The following is a 16,730-nucleotide window of genomic DNA, read 5'->3' on the forward strand; positions in this document are numbered from 1 at the left end:
CGATATACACATGAAGCAATTTTTTTCAGTAGCGGATGTTGAGGATCTGCCCAGTATCGTAGCCGAAGCGCTCGAGCTGAAAAGCAACCCTTTCGGATATGAGCACTTGGGGAGACGGAAGACCTTGGGCTTGGTGTTTCTTAATCCGAGCTTACGTACACGCTTGAGTACGCAGAAGGCCGCAATTAACCTGGGGATGGACGTCATGGTGATGAACATGGATAAAGACGGGTGGGCACTCGAAACGAAGGATGGCGTCGCCATGGCGGGGAGTACGGTAGAGCATATCCGTGAGGCTGCGGCAGTCATGGGACGGTACTGCGATATTCTGGGTATGCGTTCGTTTCCGAAGCTGCAAGACCGTGAGGAGGATTACAGCGAAGATTTATTCAAGAAGTTTATGCGGTACTGCGGCGTGCCTGTGGTCAGCCTCGAGAGTGCTACACGCCACCCGTTGCAGAGCTTAACGGATTTGGTTACCATCCGGGAGCATTGGCAGGGGGTGAGCAAACCTAAAGTGGTGTTGGCATGGGCCCCTCATGTAAAAGCCCTGCCGCAGGCCGTGCCTAATTCTTTTTCCGAATGGATGTGCAGGGCGCAGGCGGAAGGCTTGGTTGATTTCACCATCGCGCATCCGCAAGGATACGAATTGGCGGAGGAGTTTACCAACGGCGCGGCCATCACGCATTCGCTTGATGAGGCATTAACCGGTGCCGACTTCGTATACGTAAAAAACTGGTCTTCTTATTCCGACTATGGAAAAATTCTTCCAGTAACGGCGCCCTGGATGATTGATAATTCGGTACTTGGCACCACCAATGGCGCTAAGGTAATGCACTGCTTGCCCGTACGCCGTGACGTGGAATTGGCAAGCGAGGTGCTCGACGGTCCGCAGGCGCTGGTCATCGAGGAAGCGGCCAACCGCGTATGGGCGGCACAGGCGGTATTAAAACGGATGCTGGAGCAATTAACCCATAACGTTTAAATGATGTCGAAACTGTGGGTTATTAAAATAGGCGGAAATATCATCGACCACCCGGAAGCGTTGGGGCGCTTTCTGGCGCATTTTGCGGTGCTGCGGGGCAATAAGATACTGGTGCATGGCGGTGGGAAGATAGCCACACGCATGGCTTCGGATTTAGGTATCACGGCCACGATGGTAGAAGGAAGGCGTATTACCGATGAGGCCATGCTACGGGTGGTGACCATGGTATACGCCGGACTGACGAATAAGCAGGTAGTAGCCGGTTTGCAGGCCAACGGATGCAATGCCATCGGCCTGAGCGGAGCCGATGGCAATACCATTAAAGCCATAAAGCGGCCGGTAGCGGCAATTGATTATGGGTATGTGGGTGATATCTTGCCTAATTCGGTGGATGCGGATGCCATTGGGGCATTGATAGGAGCTGGGTTTACCCCTGTTTTTTCCGCCATTACCCATGATGGAAACGGACAGCTGCTTAATACCAATGCAGATACCATTGCTTCGGCATTGGCGGTAGCGCTCGCGTCGCGGTATCAGACTTCATTAGTATATTGTTTCGAGAAGCGTGGCGTACTCCGGGACGTCAACGACGAAACTTCAGCCATACCAGAAATCCGGACTGCCGAATTTGAAGCGCTTAAAACCTCAGGTATTGTTGCCGACGGTATGATTCCGAAACTGCACAATGCGTTTGAAGCTATTGCCAAAGGCGTGGATGAAGTATGCATCGGCCATGCAGATGACCTGCTTCTCCTCCGCGAACAACGGTTTGGTACCCGGCTGATAAAGTAACTTAATTATAAATTGACAACATGAACAAGATAACTATTATTGGAAGCGGGAATATTGGCCTGTCATTGGCCAAGGGTCTTGTCAATAAGGCATATTGCAAGGCTGAAGATATCACACTCACACGGAGGAGCCTCAAGTCACTCAGCGAAGAGGCCGCCAAAGGATTCAAAGTGAGTGACAATAATAAGGTAGCCATTTACGATGCCAATGTCATCGTGCTGGCCGTACTGCCTCAGCAGTTAAAGAAGGTGCTCGACGAAATCGCTCCGGCCGTGTCACCTGAGAAACAGATTGTGGTGTCAGTGGTCTCAGGTGTGACCTGTGCAGATGTACGTGAAAAGCTCGGTAATAATGTACAGGTAATCCGCGCCATGCCTAATACAGCGATTGCTATCGGCCAGTCGATGACCTGCGTGGCATCAGACAATGCATCCGATGAGCAGGTGGATCGCGTGACCCGGATGTTTGAAACCGTCGGCGCTGTAGTCACCATCAATGAAGACTTGATGACTTCCGCAACCGCCCTCTGTGCCTGCGGAATCGCCTTTTTCCTCCGCGCTATCCGTGCCGCCTCACAGGGCGGGGTCGAGATCGGCTTCCATGCACATGACGCGCTGAAGATGGCGGTGCAGACGGCGAAAGGAGCAGCCGACCTGCTCCTGCAAACGCAAAGTCACCCAGAAGGCGAGATAGACAAAGTGACTTCTCCCAAGGGTTGTACCATCGCCGGACTGAACGAAATGGAGCATAATGGTTTCAGTTCGGCGTTTATTAAGGGTATCAAGCTGTCCGCACGCAAAGCCGGAGGATTGTATAATGATTGATAAACTCGTACAGGATAGTACCGTACTACTGCGCGATCTCATCCGTATCCCTTCTTTCAGTAAGGAAGAAAACCAAACGGGTGATGCCATTGAGCGATTCCTGCAACAGCGTGGCGTACGTACGTATCGTAAGTTGAACAATGTATGGGCATATAATAAGTTTTTCGATCCGTCAAAACCGACAATCTTGCTTAATTCTCACCACGACACGGTGAAACCCAATACGGGGTATACGCGCAATCCGTTTTCGCCAGATATCGAAGACGGTAAATTATACGGTTTGGGCAGTAACGATGCCGGTGGATGCCTCGTTTCGCTGATTGCTACCTTTTTGCATTTCTATGCGGCTGAGGGGTTACAGTATAATTTCTGCCTTGCTGCCACCGCTGAGGAAGAGATCTCAGGCACCAATGGATTGGAGCTGGTGATTCCCGATCTGGGGCCCTTGGACTTTGCCATTGTTGGTGAACCCACGTTGATGCAGCTGGCCGTGGCTGAGCGGGGGTTGATGGTGCTCGATTGCATAGCCCATGGTAAGGCCGGCCATGCCGCCCGCGAAGAGGGCGACAACGCTATTTACAAAGCACTTAAAGACATTGAGTGGTTCATCAGCTACCGTTTTCCGAAAGAGTCGGAAGAATTCGGTCCGATTAAGATGAGCGTTACGGTTATCCATGCCGGATCGCAGCACAATGTGGTGCCCGCCACATGCGAGTTTGTGGTGGATATCCGTGTAACGGACGCTTACCGTAATGAAGAAGTGCTGGATATCATCCGCCAGCATGTTAACTGTGAAGTCAAACCCCGTTCGGTAAGGCTCAAACCCTCGTCCATTCCCAAAGATCACCCTGTGGTACAAGCCGGCATCGCGCTGGGACGCACCACCTATGGGTCGCCCACAACAAGCGACCAGGCGTTGCTGGACATCCCGTCGCTGAAGCTGGGGCCGGGCGACTCCGCCCGTTCGCATATGGCTGATGAGTTTATCTATGTGGATGAAATCCGGGAAGGGGTCGCATTGTATATCGCGATATTGGAAAAGGTGGTGATTCCTAAAAAATAATCCTGTTGGCGAGCGAAAGTCTTTATCTTTTTCTATTTTTGGGTAGCGTTAACACATCGTTTACGTTACCGGTTCTTGTTAAGAACCAACCAGATACAGATACGAGAACAAACAACGGACGGCGCCCCGAGCGCTGACGAAGATGAAGATTTACGTTTTTTACCGCTTATTCACCGTGGCCGCCATAACCGCGGTGGTCTTGGCTCCCGTCTATGGGCAACATGCCGGACAGCTACAGGGTGTCGTGAAAGACAGGCAGACGGGGCAGGTGATTGAAGGAGTAACCGCGAGCCTGCGGGAAAGCCAGCAGCGCGCTAAATCCGATGGGAATGGGGTGTTCGTTTTTGATGCCCTGCCCTTTGGTGAATATACCATCCAGCTATCCAGTATTGGCTATAGCACACGAACACTTAACCCGATTTTAATCAGTGCCAGCAAACGGACTGCCGATTTAGGTGAGGTTTTCCTGGATGCTGTGCAGAATAAACTGGATGAAGTGGTCATTACTCCCGATCCGCCGATGGTGGAGTTTGGCGCCGATACAATCACGTTCAATGCTTCCCAAAGCATGATGGCTGAAGGCAGTGCCGCCAGCGATATGCTGAAAAGCGTACCGATGGTGGATGTGGATATTGACGGGAACCCGACGATAGCCGGTATGTTGAATACCCGTATCTTCATCAATGGCAAACCTGCGGACTTCACGGCGGAGACAATCGCCGATTTGATGAACGTATTACCCGCCGATATGATTGCCAAAGTGGAAGTGGTGACAAACCCCGATGTACGCTATGCTGCGGACGGAGATGGCATTATCAATATCGTGTTGAAAAAGGGGATCAAACTCGGGCTCACCGGGTCGGCATCGGTGACAGCCGGTACCCTAAATAATTATAATGGCAGTACCTACGTTGCCTACCGTGGAGACAGCCTTTCGATCAATACCGGCTATGGATACAGGTATGGTACTCGCGTGACAACAGCCGCTGTATCCCGCCGTAATTTCAGCGCCGGGGAAGATACGCCGAATTCGTTTATTGATCAATGGTCTGCCGATCGTAACCACCAGCAGGGGCATAACCTGAATACCTCAATAGATTGGGATGCGACATCTAATCAGAACCTCACGGTAATGGCCAATGTGAATGCAACAAACCAGACATCGCTGGCTGATATGGACGATTATCGGTTGAATGCCGAAGGTGTGCAGCGGGAGTTTCGGACACAACGGAACGATAGGGGCGTGAAAGGGCTGAATTATAAGATTAACGCCCAATATACCGCGAAGCTCCGTGGGAAGAATGAGCGGTTGGAGGCTGGGCTCGTTGCTTTCAGCAATAGCAGGCAGCAAGACCGCGCTATTCTACGGGAGATTGAACGGGCCAATGGAACGGAAGTAGATCCGTTTAACCAGTACATGGGTAACCTGATTGGCAATAATCGGCTGGAAATGAACATCGACTATCGACGTAGTGTGGGACAGTGGTCGACCGTCAGTTTCGGCGCACAGGGATCCTTTGCCAGTAATGACAATAACCAGTCTGTCACGGTGTATGATTATGCGCTGGGAATGGACGCGGTGAATGCCGCCCTTTCCAACCGGTTTAGGTATCGTGAAACGATATACGCTACCTATGCGAGCTATCAATTGCGTACTCAAACCCGGTGGTCGTTCAGAGCCGGGCTACGAGCCGAGGGCACATACCTCACGTTGACAGAACGCTTGGACGAGCATGCCGACATTCGGCCGTATGTGAATTTTTTTCCGAACCTGTCAATAAATAAGGTTGTGGCTAAAAAGCACCGCTTCGGGTTGAGTTACAGCATGCGGCTGATGCGCCCCCGGGAGCACATGCTCAATCCACTTATCAACGATACTAATCCAGCCAATGTGAGCTTCGGAAATCCCGGACTCCGACCGGCGTTTAGCCATCGGTACCAACTGAGTTATGGCGTGGCGACGAAGCAATGGTCTTTTACGCCCAGGTTGAGCTACGCCGCTACAGGTGATCTCATCGAACGGTTCCGTATCAGTGCAGACAGTGTAACTTTTTTGAACCTGGCATCACGCAATGAGCTGACCCTTAACCTCGTGGGTAGCTATAAACAGGGCAAAAACTTAACATTGAATTGGGGCGCGTTGATTTCAAGGGTGGATTATCACTCCCCGGCGGCCCTTGTGGAACATCGAACGGGATGGAACCGGCGGGGTAATATCGGGGCCAGCTTTTCATTGCCCAAACGTATTTCGGCTGAGTGCCGTATTACCTATACCGACCGGATGTTGTCACAGGGTAGGAGAAGGAGTACGGCCACTGCTGATTTCGGTGTGCGGAAAGCATTTTTGAATAACAGACTGCTGGTACGCCTGATGGCTACCGATCCGTTCACCGACCAGAATACGATGGAGTATATTGATGGCATAACAGCTTCGGGGGCCACTTACTTTCAGGAGAATGACCGTGTGCTTCGCACACGGAATTACCGGTTGGGCCTGAGCTACCGCTTTATGAATGCTGGAACCAGCAAAAGGGGGCTGTAACTTTTTTCCCCCAACAGCATCCAACAGTAAAAACCACGATTATGCTGATTACGACAACACCTCAGGTTGAAGGGAAAAAGATTACCCGGTACATCGGACTGGTAAGCGGCGAAACGATTATTGGCGCCAATTTCTTCAGGGATATCTTTGCCGGCTTACGGGATATTGTAGGGGGGCGCTCAGGTTCCTATGAAAAGGTCCTGCGTGAAGCCAAAGAAACAGCGGTCTATGAGATGCAGCAGTATGCAGCCTCGTTGGGAGCCAACGCCGTAGTCGGGGTGGATCTCGATTATGAAACGGTAGGCAGCGGTGGCAGTATGCTGATGGTAACTGCCAGCGGCACCGCGGTAGTCATTGAGTAACAGGTTTAAAAGCACTCGTTCCTTACCCGAACGCCCAAATGTTCAAACCGGTTCCGGAGCGCCAGCCAAGCGGCCCAAATATCAATATACCTTTTTAAACCATACGTTTCTTGCGCGATCGACCGTGACATACAGCCCTGTCACGTGGCCATTATCATCACGTGCGAACCGGATGCTACCTAACCCCCGGCCTATGAAATGGTCTGGCCCAGTGGGTATCAGCGTGTGTTTGCGCGTATGTGGAAATTTAGTGGCCTGCAGTCGATCTCCAGCCATGTTGATGGTAAGCCTGCCGTCTGCTGCTTCACTGGTATACTGTCCCGAGAAATCCTTCAATAAGTCGGGATCGGGTTGGTAAGACGGCTGGTCATCCTGGCCGTCGGACTGGGCTGCTGTGGTAGCACCGTCGCTTGTATCGTCGCCGACAAACACGGCCGCCAGTCCCCTGCCGGTGGCTGTTGTTTTTGCACCGGCATCGTTGCTGAGGTATACGATAGAAAGGTCTTCGCCGGGAAAATAGGAGAGCCAGGCGCGGTAACCCGCGGTTGCTCCGCTGTGGTGTACAACACGTTTAGTGCCTTGATCGCCAATGCGCACCCCGCCAGCGTAGTCAATGGTATCGCCATTGTTAAGGATGCCGCGCGCTGTGCGCAAAGCTAGCAGCGACTCGTCGAAGTGAGCACGACCCCAGCTGGTGTTCCAGCGGTCAAGATCGCGCGTGGTCGTCAGCAATGCTGCATGTCCATAGGTGTTTTCGAACGGCATATCCATGAGGTATGCACCGCTTCCTTGTTGGTAGCCGATGGCCCTGCCGGGAACTATCTCCCTGAAGTCAGTGCGCCATAAGGTTTGTGTCATTCCCAGCGGCTTGAAAAACCGCTCTTCGGTGAAGGCCGCCAAGGATTGCCCCGACACCCGCTCCAAGAGGATGGTAAGCAGCGTGTAGTTGGAGTTGCTGTACAGGTACTCTTCGCCCGGCGGGTGATTGAGATCGGGTTGGCGAACGATGTAGTCGAGGGCGATATCATTGGTATACACGCGGCTGCCCCGCGGCCAACCACCGATGGCTGCTATGGATCCCCAATCCTTTAGTCCGCTGGTGTGATTCAATAGATGCCGGATGGTGATCGGCTGGCCGTAGTCGGGTAATTCCGGAATATATTTTCTCACTTCGTCGTCAAGTGATACCTTCCCCTCATGAGCCAGTAGCAGCACGGCTGTGGCGGTAAATTGTTTCGAAACGGAGCCGGCCTCAAACCGGGTGCTGTCGGTTACCGGTATCCCGTGTTCCAGGTCGGCCATCCCGAAATGACGATGGTAGATGATTTCACCCCGCCTGCTGATGGTCACGGAAGCTCCCGGTGTACGGGTATTGTGGTGCGCAAAGTAGGCATCTAGCTTCGCCACCGTATCGGTTGCCAGCGGTTGTGCGAGTATGGCCATGCAGATGGTCTGAAGGGCAATGGCCAATGCTATCCCTATTGAATAAAAAGTTCGGTTCATTTTGAGTATGTGGTTTAATTGAGTTTACTTTAGTATATGTTAACAGTTTCCAAGGCCTCCCAGTTGGCGGGTTCCAGGCCTATTCCGGGACTGGAGGACAACGTCAGCAGCCCATTGTCTACTACTGTTCCTGTATAAGGGTCGTTTACCGCATCCAAGTTGCCGTCTAAGTCTATCCAATCGGCCAGCGCACTTAGCTGGGAGGCGGCGGATATGGCACAGCTCGTTTCTGACATACAACCCAGCATGACCTTCATGCCGAGCGCTTTTGCGGTAACCGCCATCTTAAAGCCCTCCCGCAGTCCCGTACACTTCATCAGCTTAATGTTAATGCCATGGTAAATACCCGATGCTTCTTTCAGGTCGCAAAGCCGCTGCACTCCTTCGTCGCCCACGATAGGAAGCGGGCTACGCGCGCTGAGCCATGCGTTAGCGGCTTTGTCTTCTTTTGGCATAGGTTGTTCGATGAACACTGCGCCGGCTTCTTCCAGCCAGTGGATGGTATCTAATGCTTCATGGCGATCGGTCCATCCTTGATTGGCATCGATGAAAAAGGGCTGCGAGCTCACCTGCCGGATGGCATTGATCATCGCCCTGTCGTTTTCCGTACCCAGTTTGATTTTAAGGTACTTGAAGGAAGTAAATGCTCGGGCGCGGTCGGCCATCTTTTCGGGGCTGTCGATACCGATAGTCATTGAAGTGGGCCGTTGTGCGGCGGTTAATCCGAAATAGTGGTGTGCTGGTATGCCCAACAGCTTGCCAATAAGGTCATGCAGGGCGATGTCTACAGCAGCTTTGGCTGCCGGATTCCCTGGGGCGATTCCGTCCACATACGAAAGGATACTTTCTGTATCAAACGGATCGCTGAATTGGGAAAGGTTGAGGCGCGACAGGAATTCGTGTGCGGAGGCATGCGATTCGCCGTATAGCGGAGGCATGGAAGCTTCTCCGTATCCATGTGCACCTTCGTAGCTTAGCCGGATAAGCATCAGTGGGGCCGTACTTCTCGATCCACGGGCTATCCTGAATACGTGCTTCAACTGTAGTGTATAGGGTTTGAAAGCTAATGTTAGCATATGGTTTAATCTAAAATAAGTCATTGTCCGGCCATGTGACCGGTGCATTGATGATATTATTCAATAAAGCATCTAATTGGGTGGCATTGTTGTTTACCAAGATAGCGGCGATCATCCCTGTTCCGGTACGTACGAAATGGCTGCGGCTTCCGGAAAAGGATCCCCCGTGATACCAAGTGCTCCCTTGTACCATGAATCCCAATGCGTAACCGGTGTGACTAAACGGCGGGCTCGTCATCGTTTGTATGGTGCTGCTCTGAAGAATGTCCGGTACAGACGGGAAGCCATCAACATGGACAAACAATCTCGTCAAATCCGTCGCTGTTGCGATCCAGCCGCCATTGGCATCCCGCCGAGCGAAATTTTGTGTATAGGCCGAGGCCTGGTGATACCGCGACTCGTTAGGTTTCCGGTCGCTGAGTGTATTGCCGCCTATCTCCATGCTGGTGATGCCCAACGGTTCCAGTATTTCATCCTTCACAAACTGTTCGTACGGTTTCTGGCTAATTTTTTCGATGACTCGGCCAAGGATCATGAATCCAACATTGGAGTAAGCATAACTGGTGCCCGGCGGCGAACTCAGCGGCACATTATCGATGATATATGAAATCAACTGCGGCGCATCCAGTTCATTTCGCATACCGGTGGGGTCATTACTTGTATTGCCCCACCCGCCTACGTGATGCGAAAGGCAGTGCTTGACGGTCAGGTCGGTAATGTAGCTCCGATAAGGTCTGACCGAACCGAAGTCGTCACCCAGGATGCCATCGGTGCCGAAGATTTTATCGTCAAGTCCAAGCTTACCCGCTTCATACAGTTTCATGATTGCAATGGCCGTCACGCTCTTGGAGATACTGGATATGCGTGAGCGCGTGTCAGTGGTCATCCGTTCGGCGGTTTCCCTATCGGCAAAACCATACGCTTTGGCATACACCAGCTTCCCGTCTTTTGACACGGCCAAAGTTGCGCCCGGTACCGCATGCTGGCTCATGTAGCGGTATACCAGGTCATCTACTTTCTCCATGTCGGTCTGTTCGGGCGGTGCAGCGGGGCCATCGTCACTTTTCGAACATCCGCAGATGAATGCCACCGTAAGCACGGTGAACAATCTCATTTTCATTAGCTCTTTGATATCCATGTTTTTTAGTTTATTCAGGCCAAAACTCGTTGACGTTCAGTGGTCGGTTTCCCAGTTCCCCTTCGAAGTATACTTCCGGGTCGGCCACGCTGGTGAAGCGCACGCGGTCACCTGAACGGCTCATCGTAAACTGTTCTGCCATAAGGAAGTTATCCATAATATGCGGAGCCCGTGTTGCGCTGCCATTGCCATCTTGGAAGATAAATTCAAAAGACTGTACCGTACCGTCGGTATCCACACGGAACTGGCAGCGGACCTGTCCGATGAACCGTCCACCCGCGGCCGAAAGGTAGAATGTGGCAAAGCGTACATCCTGGAAATTAAAAGCCGGGTTGAAATAGAGCATGAGCTGATGCAACTGCCTCCCTTGTAAACCGGCAATATGGGTTTTGCCTTCCTGCCAGCGCGTACGGAAGGCTGATGACTGTACGGCGTCTTCCGGATCGATCAACAAGGTGGTATAATAGCCTCCCTGCCCGTTATTGAACATGTCATGCACTGATGGTGCTTGGGGCAATGGCCTTATTGTTCCGGTAGCATTCAGTGATTCCAACGTGCCAAACAGGAAAGAGGAAGGATCGTCGGTACGAAATAGTCCACCCAACTGACGCCCTTCTGGGGGTGTGATGGTTCCCGGATCCATCCAATCCACGCGAAAGGTATGTTGCTCAAGGTAATCAGCAAGTATCGGTGCGAAATTAGCGCGCTGTGTATTGCCATTTCCATTGGCTTCCTGAAATTCCAACTTGCCCTCTCCCTGTGCATTAAGCACCATTTTATAAGTCCAGATGGCTACCGGTCCGGCCGTCAGGCTATTTCCGCCGCCGCCATAGTATTGGGCCACCACCCGGACGATGTCCTGTGTATCGAAATAGAGGTACATGTTCTGTAACCTTCGAGTGCCGTCGGCAAAAGCTGCGAGGTTGGCTGCAGACTGTGCTAATCGGTTTTGGATGTCACTGGGTAGGGCAAGGTTCAGCGGGTCCAGGTAGATGCTGTTGAAGAAGCTTTCCGGTCCGAGTTGCTCATGCAGGGGATGGGATTCGCTGGGCGGACCGGTGAGCGAGATGGTCAAACCCAGTTGTTTGTAGTTTTCGCTTACCCGGACCACATCGCTACCCACTAATTCCAGCACTACGGTATCCGCGCCGGGCGCTGACGGAAAGTCGAGCACCTCAATAGCTACCGAACCGGTGGTTTGGTTAGCACCGATGGTAAAGGTACCGGCATCGGCCAAGCGGAAATGTACCCCTTCAATAGCGGTTGTTTCTTCGGCCACCACCCGGTAACGTACTTCCTGATCTGTGTCCTTGGGGCGTCCGATTAGGTTTACTTGATAAGTATGTATGCCGCTTCCTTTGGCCAGTGGCCCCAATATGGGGTAGGGCTTCCCGGGTGCCCGGCTCTCCCAGGTTGCGGCGTCAAACTCGACCATGAAGTCGGTAAACAGGTATTCTTCTTTAAAATCTTTGAAGCAGCCCGAAAGGAGGCTCATCATTCCGAGAAGGAAGATGTTGCGCAGGCTGTTTATCATATATTTTGATGTACTCATTGCTTTAATGCGTGTGTTAGTATCCAAAATTTTGTTTCAGGTTTGTGTTGAGCAGCGTTTCCTGTATAGGAAGGGGCGGCAGTATGCGCGATTCTTCGAACCGTACATTGCCGATGGGTTTGATGATGTCCAGCCCTTGGCGTTTAAGGTCGAAAAACCGGTGGCCCTCAAAGGCGAGTTCCAACCTGCGCTGCAGTAAGATTTCATCCAGCAGGGCTTGGCCAGTGAGGCCGTCATCCACGGGATCCAGTCCTGCCCGTTCGCGGATACGGTTGAGGTCCTGGCGCGCCAGTTCCTCTTGGTCATCATGGGCGTAAGCTTCTGCACGATTAAGGATTACCTCGCTGACGCGGATGACCGGTGTATTGTCGTGGTTGGTGCCGCTTCTGCTGAGGAATTTGGTGATTTCCGTGCGGTTGGCATTCCGGCCCACACCATTGATAAACAATTGCCTCCGCACGTCGTCGTTTGTATACAAACTGTACAGGGCAGGAGCTACAACCACATTGCCCCTGTTGGAAAAGGACGTTGAGGAGAGGGAAATGCGCGATGTAAACGTGGCGCGGAGTGAGGTGTTTACCGGGTTTTCATGGTCACCTACATGGAAGACAATCTCGAAAATCGATTCCGGCAGCTTCATCTGGCGCCATCCCGCAATGTAAGCGGCGTGAGCCATGAATTTATCGCCTGTGGTGCTCAGCGCGTTCGTGGCCGTGGTGATGACGCGTTCGTAGTCTTCATTATAAAGCGCAACCCGTGAAAATAGCGCTAGCGCCGCTTCAGCCGAGGCATAGTATTCCGGGTTGCTGGCATTGACGGTTTTCCCTTGCAGCAATTGCGATGCGGCTTCAAGGTCGTTATAGATAAGTTCATATATGGCATCCACGGTTGCCCGTTCAGGGTAGGTCACTTGGTCGGCGCCCAAGACGGGATCCGTCATCAACGGCACGCTGCCGTAATTGATTTCGTCTACGCTTGCTTTGGGGTCGTACCCGTAGATTCTGGATAGGTTATGGTAGTAAAGTGCGCGCAGGAAGTGGGCTTGGCCCGCAATGGTTTCGGCAAATTCCGCAGATACGCCTGCGGGAGGGGTACTGAGTACGTCAAGAATGTTATTGATTTCGTTGATGGCCGAATAGCTGCTTCCCCAAATGTTCATGTGCGCGCCCGGCTGGTTTCGGAACTGCCCGTAAAGTTCCGTCGGATTGTTCGTATGGTCTGTATTGTCTGCCAGCAGCTCGGGAATAGCTATCAGGTCGCGGCCATATTGGCTTGGCTGGCGCAGGTAGGCGTATACTGAATTCAGCGCTGCTGTGATAGCTTCGGGGCTTTCCAGGGCAATGCTTGAGTCGATAGATTGTTTAGGGTTCACGTCCAGTATCTTATTACAGGCCGATATCCATACTGCCATGGTCAAGATACAGCTTATTATCGTTTTGGGATATGTCTTCATCATTAATCGTTTTTATGCTACGTTCTTTAAAACCCGATTTGGATACCTGCCGTTAAACTCATCGTTTGGGGCACAATTCCCTGGTTATTTTCCACGCGGCCATCCACCGCAAACTCCGGGTCATAGCCTACCCATTTGGTCCACGTATGGAGGTTTACCGCAGTGAGATATATTCGGGCATTCGATACGTTGATTTTTTGGAGCAGAGCAGGCTGGAACCGGTAGGCCAAGGTCACGTCCCGTAGTCGGATGAATGATGCATCCTGGAGGAAGAGGGATGAGGCATAACTCCTGGTAGCCGAATTGCGTTCGGCACCACCCGCTACCGGGCGGGCTACGTAGGTGACCTGTCCTGGTGCGGTCCACCGGTCTTCAAACAGCTCGCGAAGCGTGTTCCGGCCGGGATTGCTCATCACGTTATACCACACCTGGTACATCGTATTTGCCATATAGCGGCCCATGTCAAAATGGAAGAGCGCACTGAATTCAAACCCTTTATAGGAAAACGTGTTCGAGAATCCGCCGAAATAGTCAGATTGCCATCCCTCTTTGGTGGGGACATTATCTTCGGCTGTCGGTAGATACGTGATGTTACCGTCCTTATCGTACCACATGGAACGCCCATTGGCGCTATTAACGCCTGCAAACTGCGGTCGGTACCAGATTTTTAGCGGATGCCCAACCCGTATGGTGTTGCCAATGGCGCTCAGTCCGTCATAAAGTTCTTTCACTTCATTATGCAGGAATGAGATATTGAAGTTGGATCGCCAGGTGAAGTCGCCTGCCAACACATTAACGCTGTTCAGCTCCAGCTCCAGCCCTTTGTTAACCACGCGCCCGAGGTTGTCATCGACGTTGCTGAAACCGCTGGTCTGGGGAAGCGGCCTGTTAAGCAGTAGGTGTTGGCTGGTCCGGTGGAATACTTCTACCGTGCCGAAGAGGCGGTTGTCGATGAAGCCGAAGTCGACCCCTACATTAGCAGACGCGTTCCGCTCCCAACCCAGGTAAGGATTGGCAAGGGTCTGCAGGCGTAGTGCCGCCGCCTCGTTGTATCGTGTGCCGCCCTGGTAGAACCCACGCGAAGATACGTTGTTGATCTGGTCGTTGCCTACAACGCCATAGCCAGCACGGAGCTTGATCTGATCCACCCATGCTGTTCTTTTCAGAAAGTCTTCCTGCGCTATATCCCACCCGGCAGATATACCGGGGAAGAATCCAAAGCGGTTGTTGACGCCGAACCGCGAAGATCCATCATACCTGGCAACGGCCGACACGAACAACTTGTTCTTGTAATCATAGTTTACCTGTCCGAAAAAGCCCATCCTTCGGTTGCCGCTCCATGAACCCGTCACCGCGTAGGGTTCTGCCGCCGACTGGTTGGTGCGGAACTGGTATGTCGGGAAGTTATTGGCGCGGGCCGACTCGTATTCCCTGACGTCGCTGCGGTACTCTGCCCCCAATAACGCGCTGATGGTATGGTTGGATGCAAACGTCTCGCGATAGTTCAGTGTTTGGTTCGTGCTGAAATTCACATTTTCCGTGTTATCGTCAATCAGGTAGCCGTTCCACGGAGCACCGTTCGGTGTGCGTGGATCCCGGTAATAATCTGCCCGGATGAAACGGTAATCGATGCCATAGAATGACTTAAAGGTCAGGTTTTCCAATAGTTTATAGGAAGCGCTGAAATTACCGATGAGCGCGCGCTGGCGCACGATGTTGTCGTCTACTGTGGCGGCTTGGATGGGGTTGAAGCCGGTGCCGGGCATGCCATCATAAGCGTTGAAGCTGCCGTCTGGGTTGTAGATTGGTACTGTAGGCGGCATGTATGACGCGGTATACTGAGGAGAGGCGGAACCGGTGGTATTGCCTTGGGAGCCGGTATTGCCGTTTTGGGTGATGAAACTCAGGTTTACACCTCCCTCCATACTCAGCCGCGGAGTAACCTCTTGGTTGAGCCGCATGCGGAAAGTACCGCGCTCAAAGTCGATATTGGTGACATTACCATCGTGTTTGTTATATGCGCCGGAAAGGTAATACGTCGATCGGTCGCTTCCGCCGGATGCGCTGAACTCGATGTTCCTTACGGCACCTGGTTTAAACGCCTCTCCTTGCCAGTCGTATGTCGGCAATGCGGCCAATTCCTCGTCCGTCAAGTCGGGGCGTACACCCAAATCGGTCAGTGCCTGTGCCCGAGCTACATCGCGGCTCATCAAGGGATCATTGTTCATTAGTGCTTCTATACGCAAGGTAATGGCCTCCTGGCTATTAAGCACATCCATGTTTCGGGTTTGCCGCGAGACCCCTTCGTAGTAATTTACCGAAAAGTTCGTGCGACCTGCTTGTCCTTTTTTGGTAGTGATTAGTACGACGCCATTGGCCGCTTGCGCACCGTATATCGCTGCTGCTGCAGCATCTTTCAATATCTCGATGGATTCGATATCATTGGGATTGATATAGGCCATGGCGTTGGTAGACGTCCGCCCGCTGGGCTCATCACTGTTGAGCTGCACCCCGTCTACGATATACATGGGCTCGGTACCTGCAGTGATTGATCCGATGCCGCGGATGTTTATCCGCACAGCTCCACCCGGTACACCGGTGGCATTCTGGACCAGTACACCTGCCGCTCGGCCCTGGATGGCGCGGTCAAAAGACTGCACGGGCATGTTTTCGATTTGTTCGCCCTTAACAGAAGCAACCGAGCCCGTGATGCTGCGCCGCGATTGGGTGTTATAACCCATCACTACCACATCATCCAGCATGGTCATGTCTTCTTGCATTATAACTGGATTAGGTAAACGATCGGCGCGTATTTCCTGTTGTTTATAGCCCACTGCAGAAAACTGCAATGTTGCGTCTGGGGAGACTCCCGGAAGTGAAAAGACGCCACTGAGGTTGGTTTGAACCGCAGTTGTACCACCTACTACCGTGACAGATACGCCGGGGAGTGCCTCGCCCTGTTCATCGACTACCCGGCCGCGCAACTCCTGCTGTTTAGCAGCCAACGGGGAAACCTTGGGCGGTTGGTTAGCTACAGGACGTTGGTTGTTGGTAGACCGGGGCTTGATAACGATTGTGCCCTCTTGGATTTCATGGATAAACGGTACTGTCCGTAAAATCGCGCGCATCGCCGTTTCCAGATCAGTGTTTTTTAAGGTTACATGTACATTACCTGCCTGTTTAATCAATTCGGTGTTGTACAGAACATGATAACCACTCTGCTGTTTCACCATGTTCAGGACGGTTTCGAGCGGCGTATCGGTTACGCGCAGCGAAATTTTCTGCGAGAAAGCAGCCATGCTGGTTTGCATGCAGAAGACAATGGCTAAAACGGTGCATTTCATACGTAAAAGGGAAGGATTGTAGCGTAGCTTTTTATTAAATGGACGCCAGCGGTTGCCTGAGAACCATAATTCCATACATTTGTAGTTAAGGGTTAA

12 protein-coding genes are annotated in these 16,730 nt (G+C 52.3%); 6 read left to right on the forward strand and 6 right to left on the reverse strand.

The window, feature by feature from the left end; all coding sequences use genetic code 11:
- The first annotated feature begins 10 nt into the window (after positions 1 to 10).
- The 6 genes from BM030_RS12415 (at position 11) to BM030_RS12440 (ending at position 6,568) form a co-directional block, all read left to right on the forward strand.
- Positions 11 to 985, forward strand: coding sequence for a Rossmann-fold NAD(P)-binding domain-containing protein (locus BM030_RS12415; RefSeq protein WP_090973921.1), 975 nt, complete (start codon positions 11 to 13; stop codon positions 983 to 985).
- A 3-nt stretch (positions 986 to 988) separates the two neighbouring features.
- A complete protein-coding gene (gene argB / locus BM030_RS12420; RefSeq protein WP_397235777.1) occupies positions 989 to 1,777 on the forward strand; it encodes an acetylglutamate kinase in 789 nt (262 codons plus the stop codon).
- Between the two features lie 20 nt (positions 1,778 to 1,797).
- A complete protein-coding gene (proC, locus tag BM030_RS12425; protein WP_090973923.1) occupies positions 1,798 to 2,601 on the forward strand; it encodes a pyrroline-5-carboxylate reductase in 804 nt (267 codons plus the stop codon).
- The gene (locus BM030_RS12430; RefSeq protein ID WP_090973924.1) at positions 2,594 to 3,664 is read left to right on the forward strand and encodes a M20 family metallo-hydrolase; all 1,071 of its coding nucleotides are present in this window, start codon (positions 2,594 to 2,596) and stop codon (positions 3,662 to 3,664) included. Before proC ends, BM030_RS12430 begins: the two co-directional genes overlap by 8 nt.
- 142 nt (positions 3,665 to 3,806) lie before the next feature.
- Positions 3,807 to 6,206 carry a TonB-dependent receptor gene (locus tag BM030_RS12435; protein WP_090973925.1) on the forward strand — a complete coding sequence of 800 codons (2,400 nt, stop codon included), beginning with the start codon at positions 3,807 to 3,809 and terminating at the stop codon, positions 6,204 to 6,206.
- A 41-nt stretch (positions 6,207 to 6,247) separates the two neighbouring features.
- Positions 6,248 to 6,568 carry a heavy metal-binding domain-containing protein gene (locus tag BM030_RS12440; RefSeq protein ID WP_090973926.1) on the forward strand — a complete coding sequence of 107 codons (321 nt, stop codon included), beginning with the start codon at positions 6,248 to 6,250 and terminating at the stop codon, positions 6,566 to 6,568.
- 81 nt (positions 6,569 to 6,649) lie between these two features.
- On the opposite strand, the gene BM030_RS12445 is transcribed toward BM030_RS12440, so the two are convergent.
- The 6 genes from BM030_RS12445 to BM030_RS12470 are packed head-to-tail and all read right to left on the reverse strand — an operon-like array spanning position 6,650 to position 16,634.
- Positions 6,650 to 8,071 carry a serine hydrolase domain-containing protein gene (locus tag BM030_RS12445; protein WP_090973927.1) on the reverse strand — a complete coding sequence of 474 codons (1,422 nt, stop codon included), beginning with the start codon at positions 8,069 to 8,071 and terminating at the stop codon, positions 6,650 to 6,652.
- Positions 8,072 to 8,100: 29 nt separating this feature from the next.
- Positions 8,101 to 9,147 carry a dipeptide epimerase gene (locus BM030_RS12450; RefSeq protein ID WP_090973928.1) on the reverse strand — a complete coding sequence of 349 codons (1,047 nt, stop codon included), beginning with the start codon at positions 9,145 to 9,147 and terminating at the stop codon, positions 8,101 to 8,103.
- A gap of 10 nt (positions 9,148 to 9,157) precedes the next feature.
- Positions 9,158 to 10,267, reverse strand: a complete 1,110-nt coding sequence (locus BM030_RS12455) for a serine hydrolase domain-containing protein (RefSeq protein ID WP_170845722.1) — start codon at positions 10,265 to 10,267, stop codon at positions 9,158 to 9,160.
- 28 nt (positions 10,268 to 10,295) lie between these two features.
- On the reverse strand, positions 10,296 to 11,837 hold the full coding sequence (locus tag BM030_RS12460; protein WP_090973930.1) for a DUF4843 domain-containing protein: 1,542 nt from the start codon (positions 11,835 to 11,837) through the stop codon (positions 10,296 to 10,298).
- Between the two features lie 16 nt (positions 11,838 to 11,853).
- Positions 11,854 to 13,293: a RagB/SusD family nutrient uptake outer membrane protein gene (locus tag BM030_RS12465; RefSeq protein WP_244518907.1), complete on the reverse strand. Its 1,440-nt coding sequence runs from the start codon at positions 13,291 to 13,293 to the stop codon at positions 11,854 to 11,856.
- Positions 13,294 to 13,316: 23 nt separating this feature from the next.
- A complete protein-coding gene (locus tag BM030_RS12470; RefSeq protein WP_170845723.1) occupies positions 13,317 to 16,634 on the reverse strand; it encodes a TonB-dependent receptor in 3,318 nt (1,105 codons plus the stop codon).
- Between the last annotated feature and the right edge of the window lie 96 nt (positions 16,635 to 16,730).

This window comes from Parapedobacter composti (genome assembly GCF_900112315.1).
In the GTDB taxonomy this organism is placed as follows: domain Bacteria; phylum Bacteroidota; class Bacteroidia; order Sphingobacteriales; family Sphingobacteriaceae; genus Parapedobacter; species Parapedobacter composti.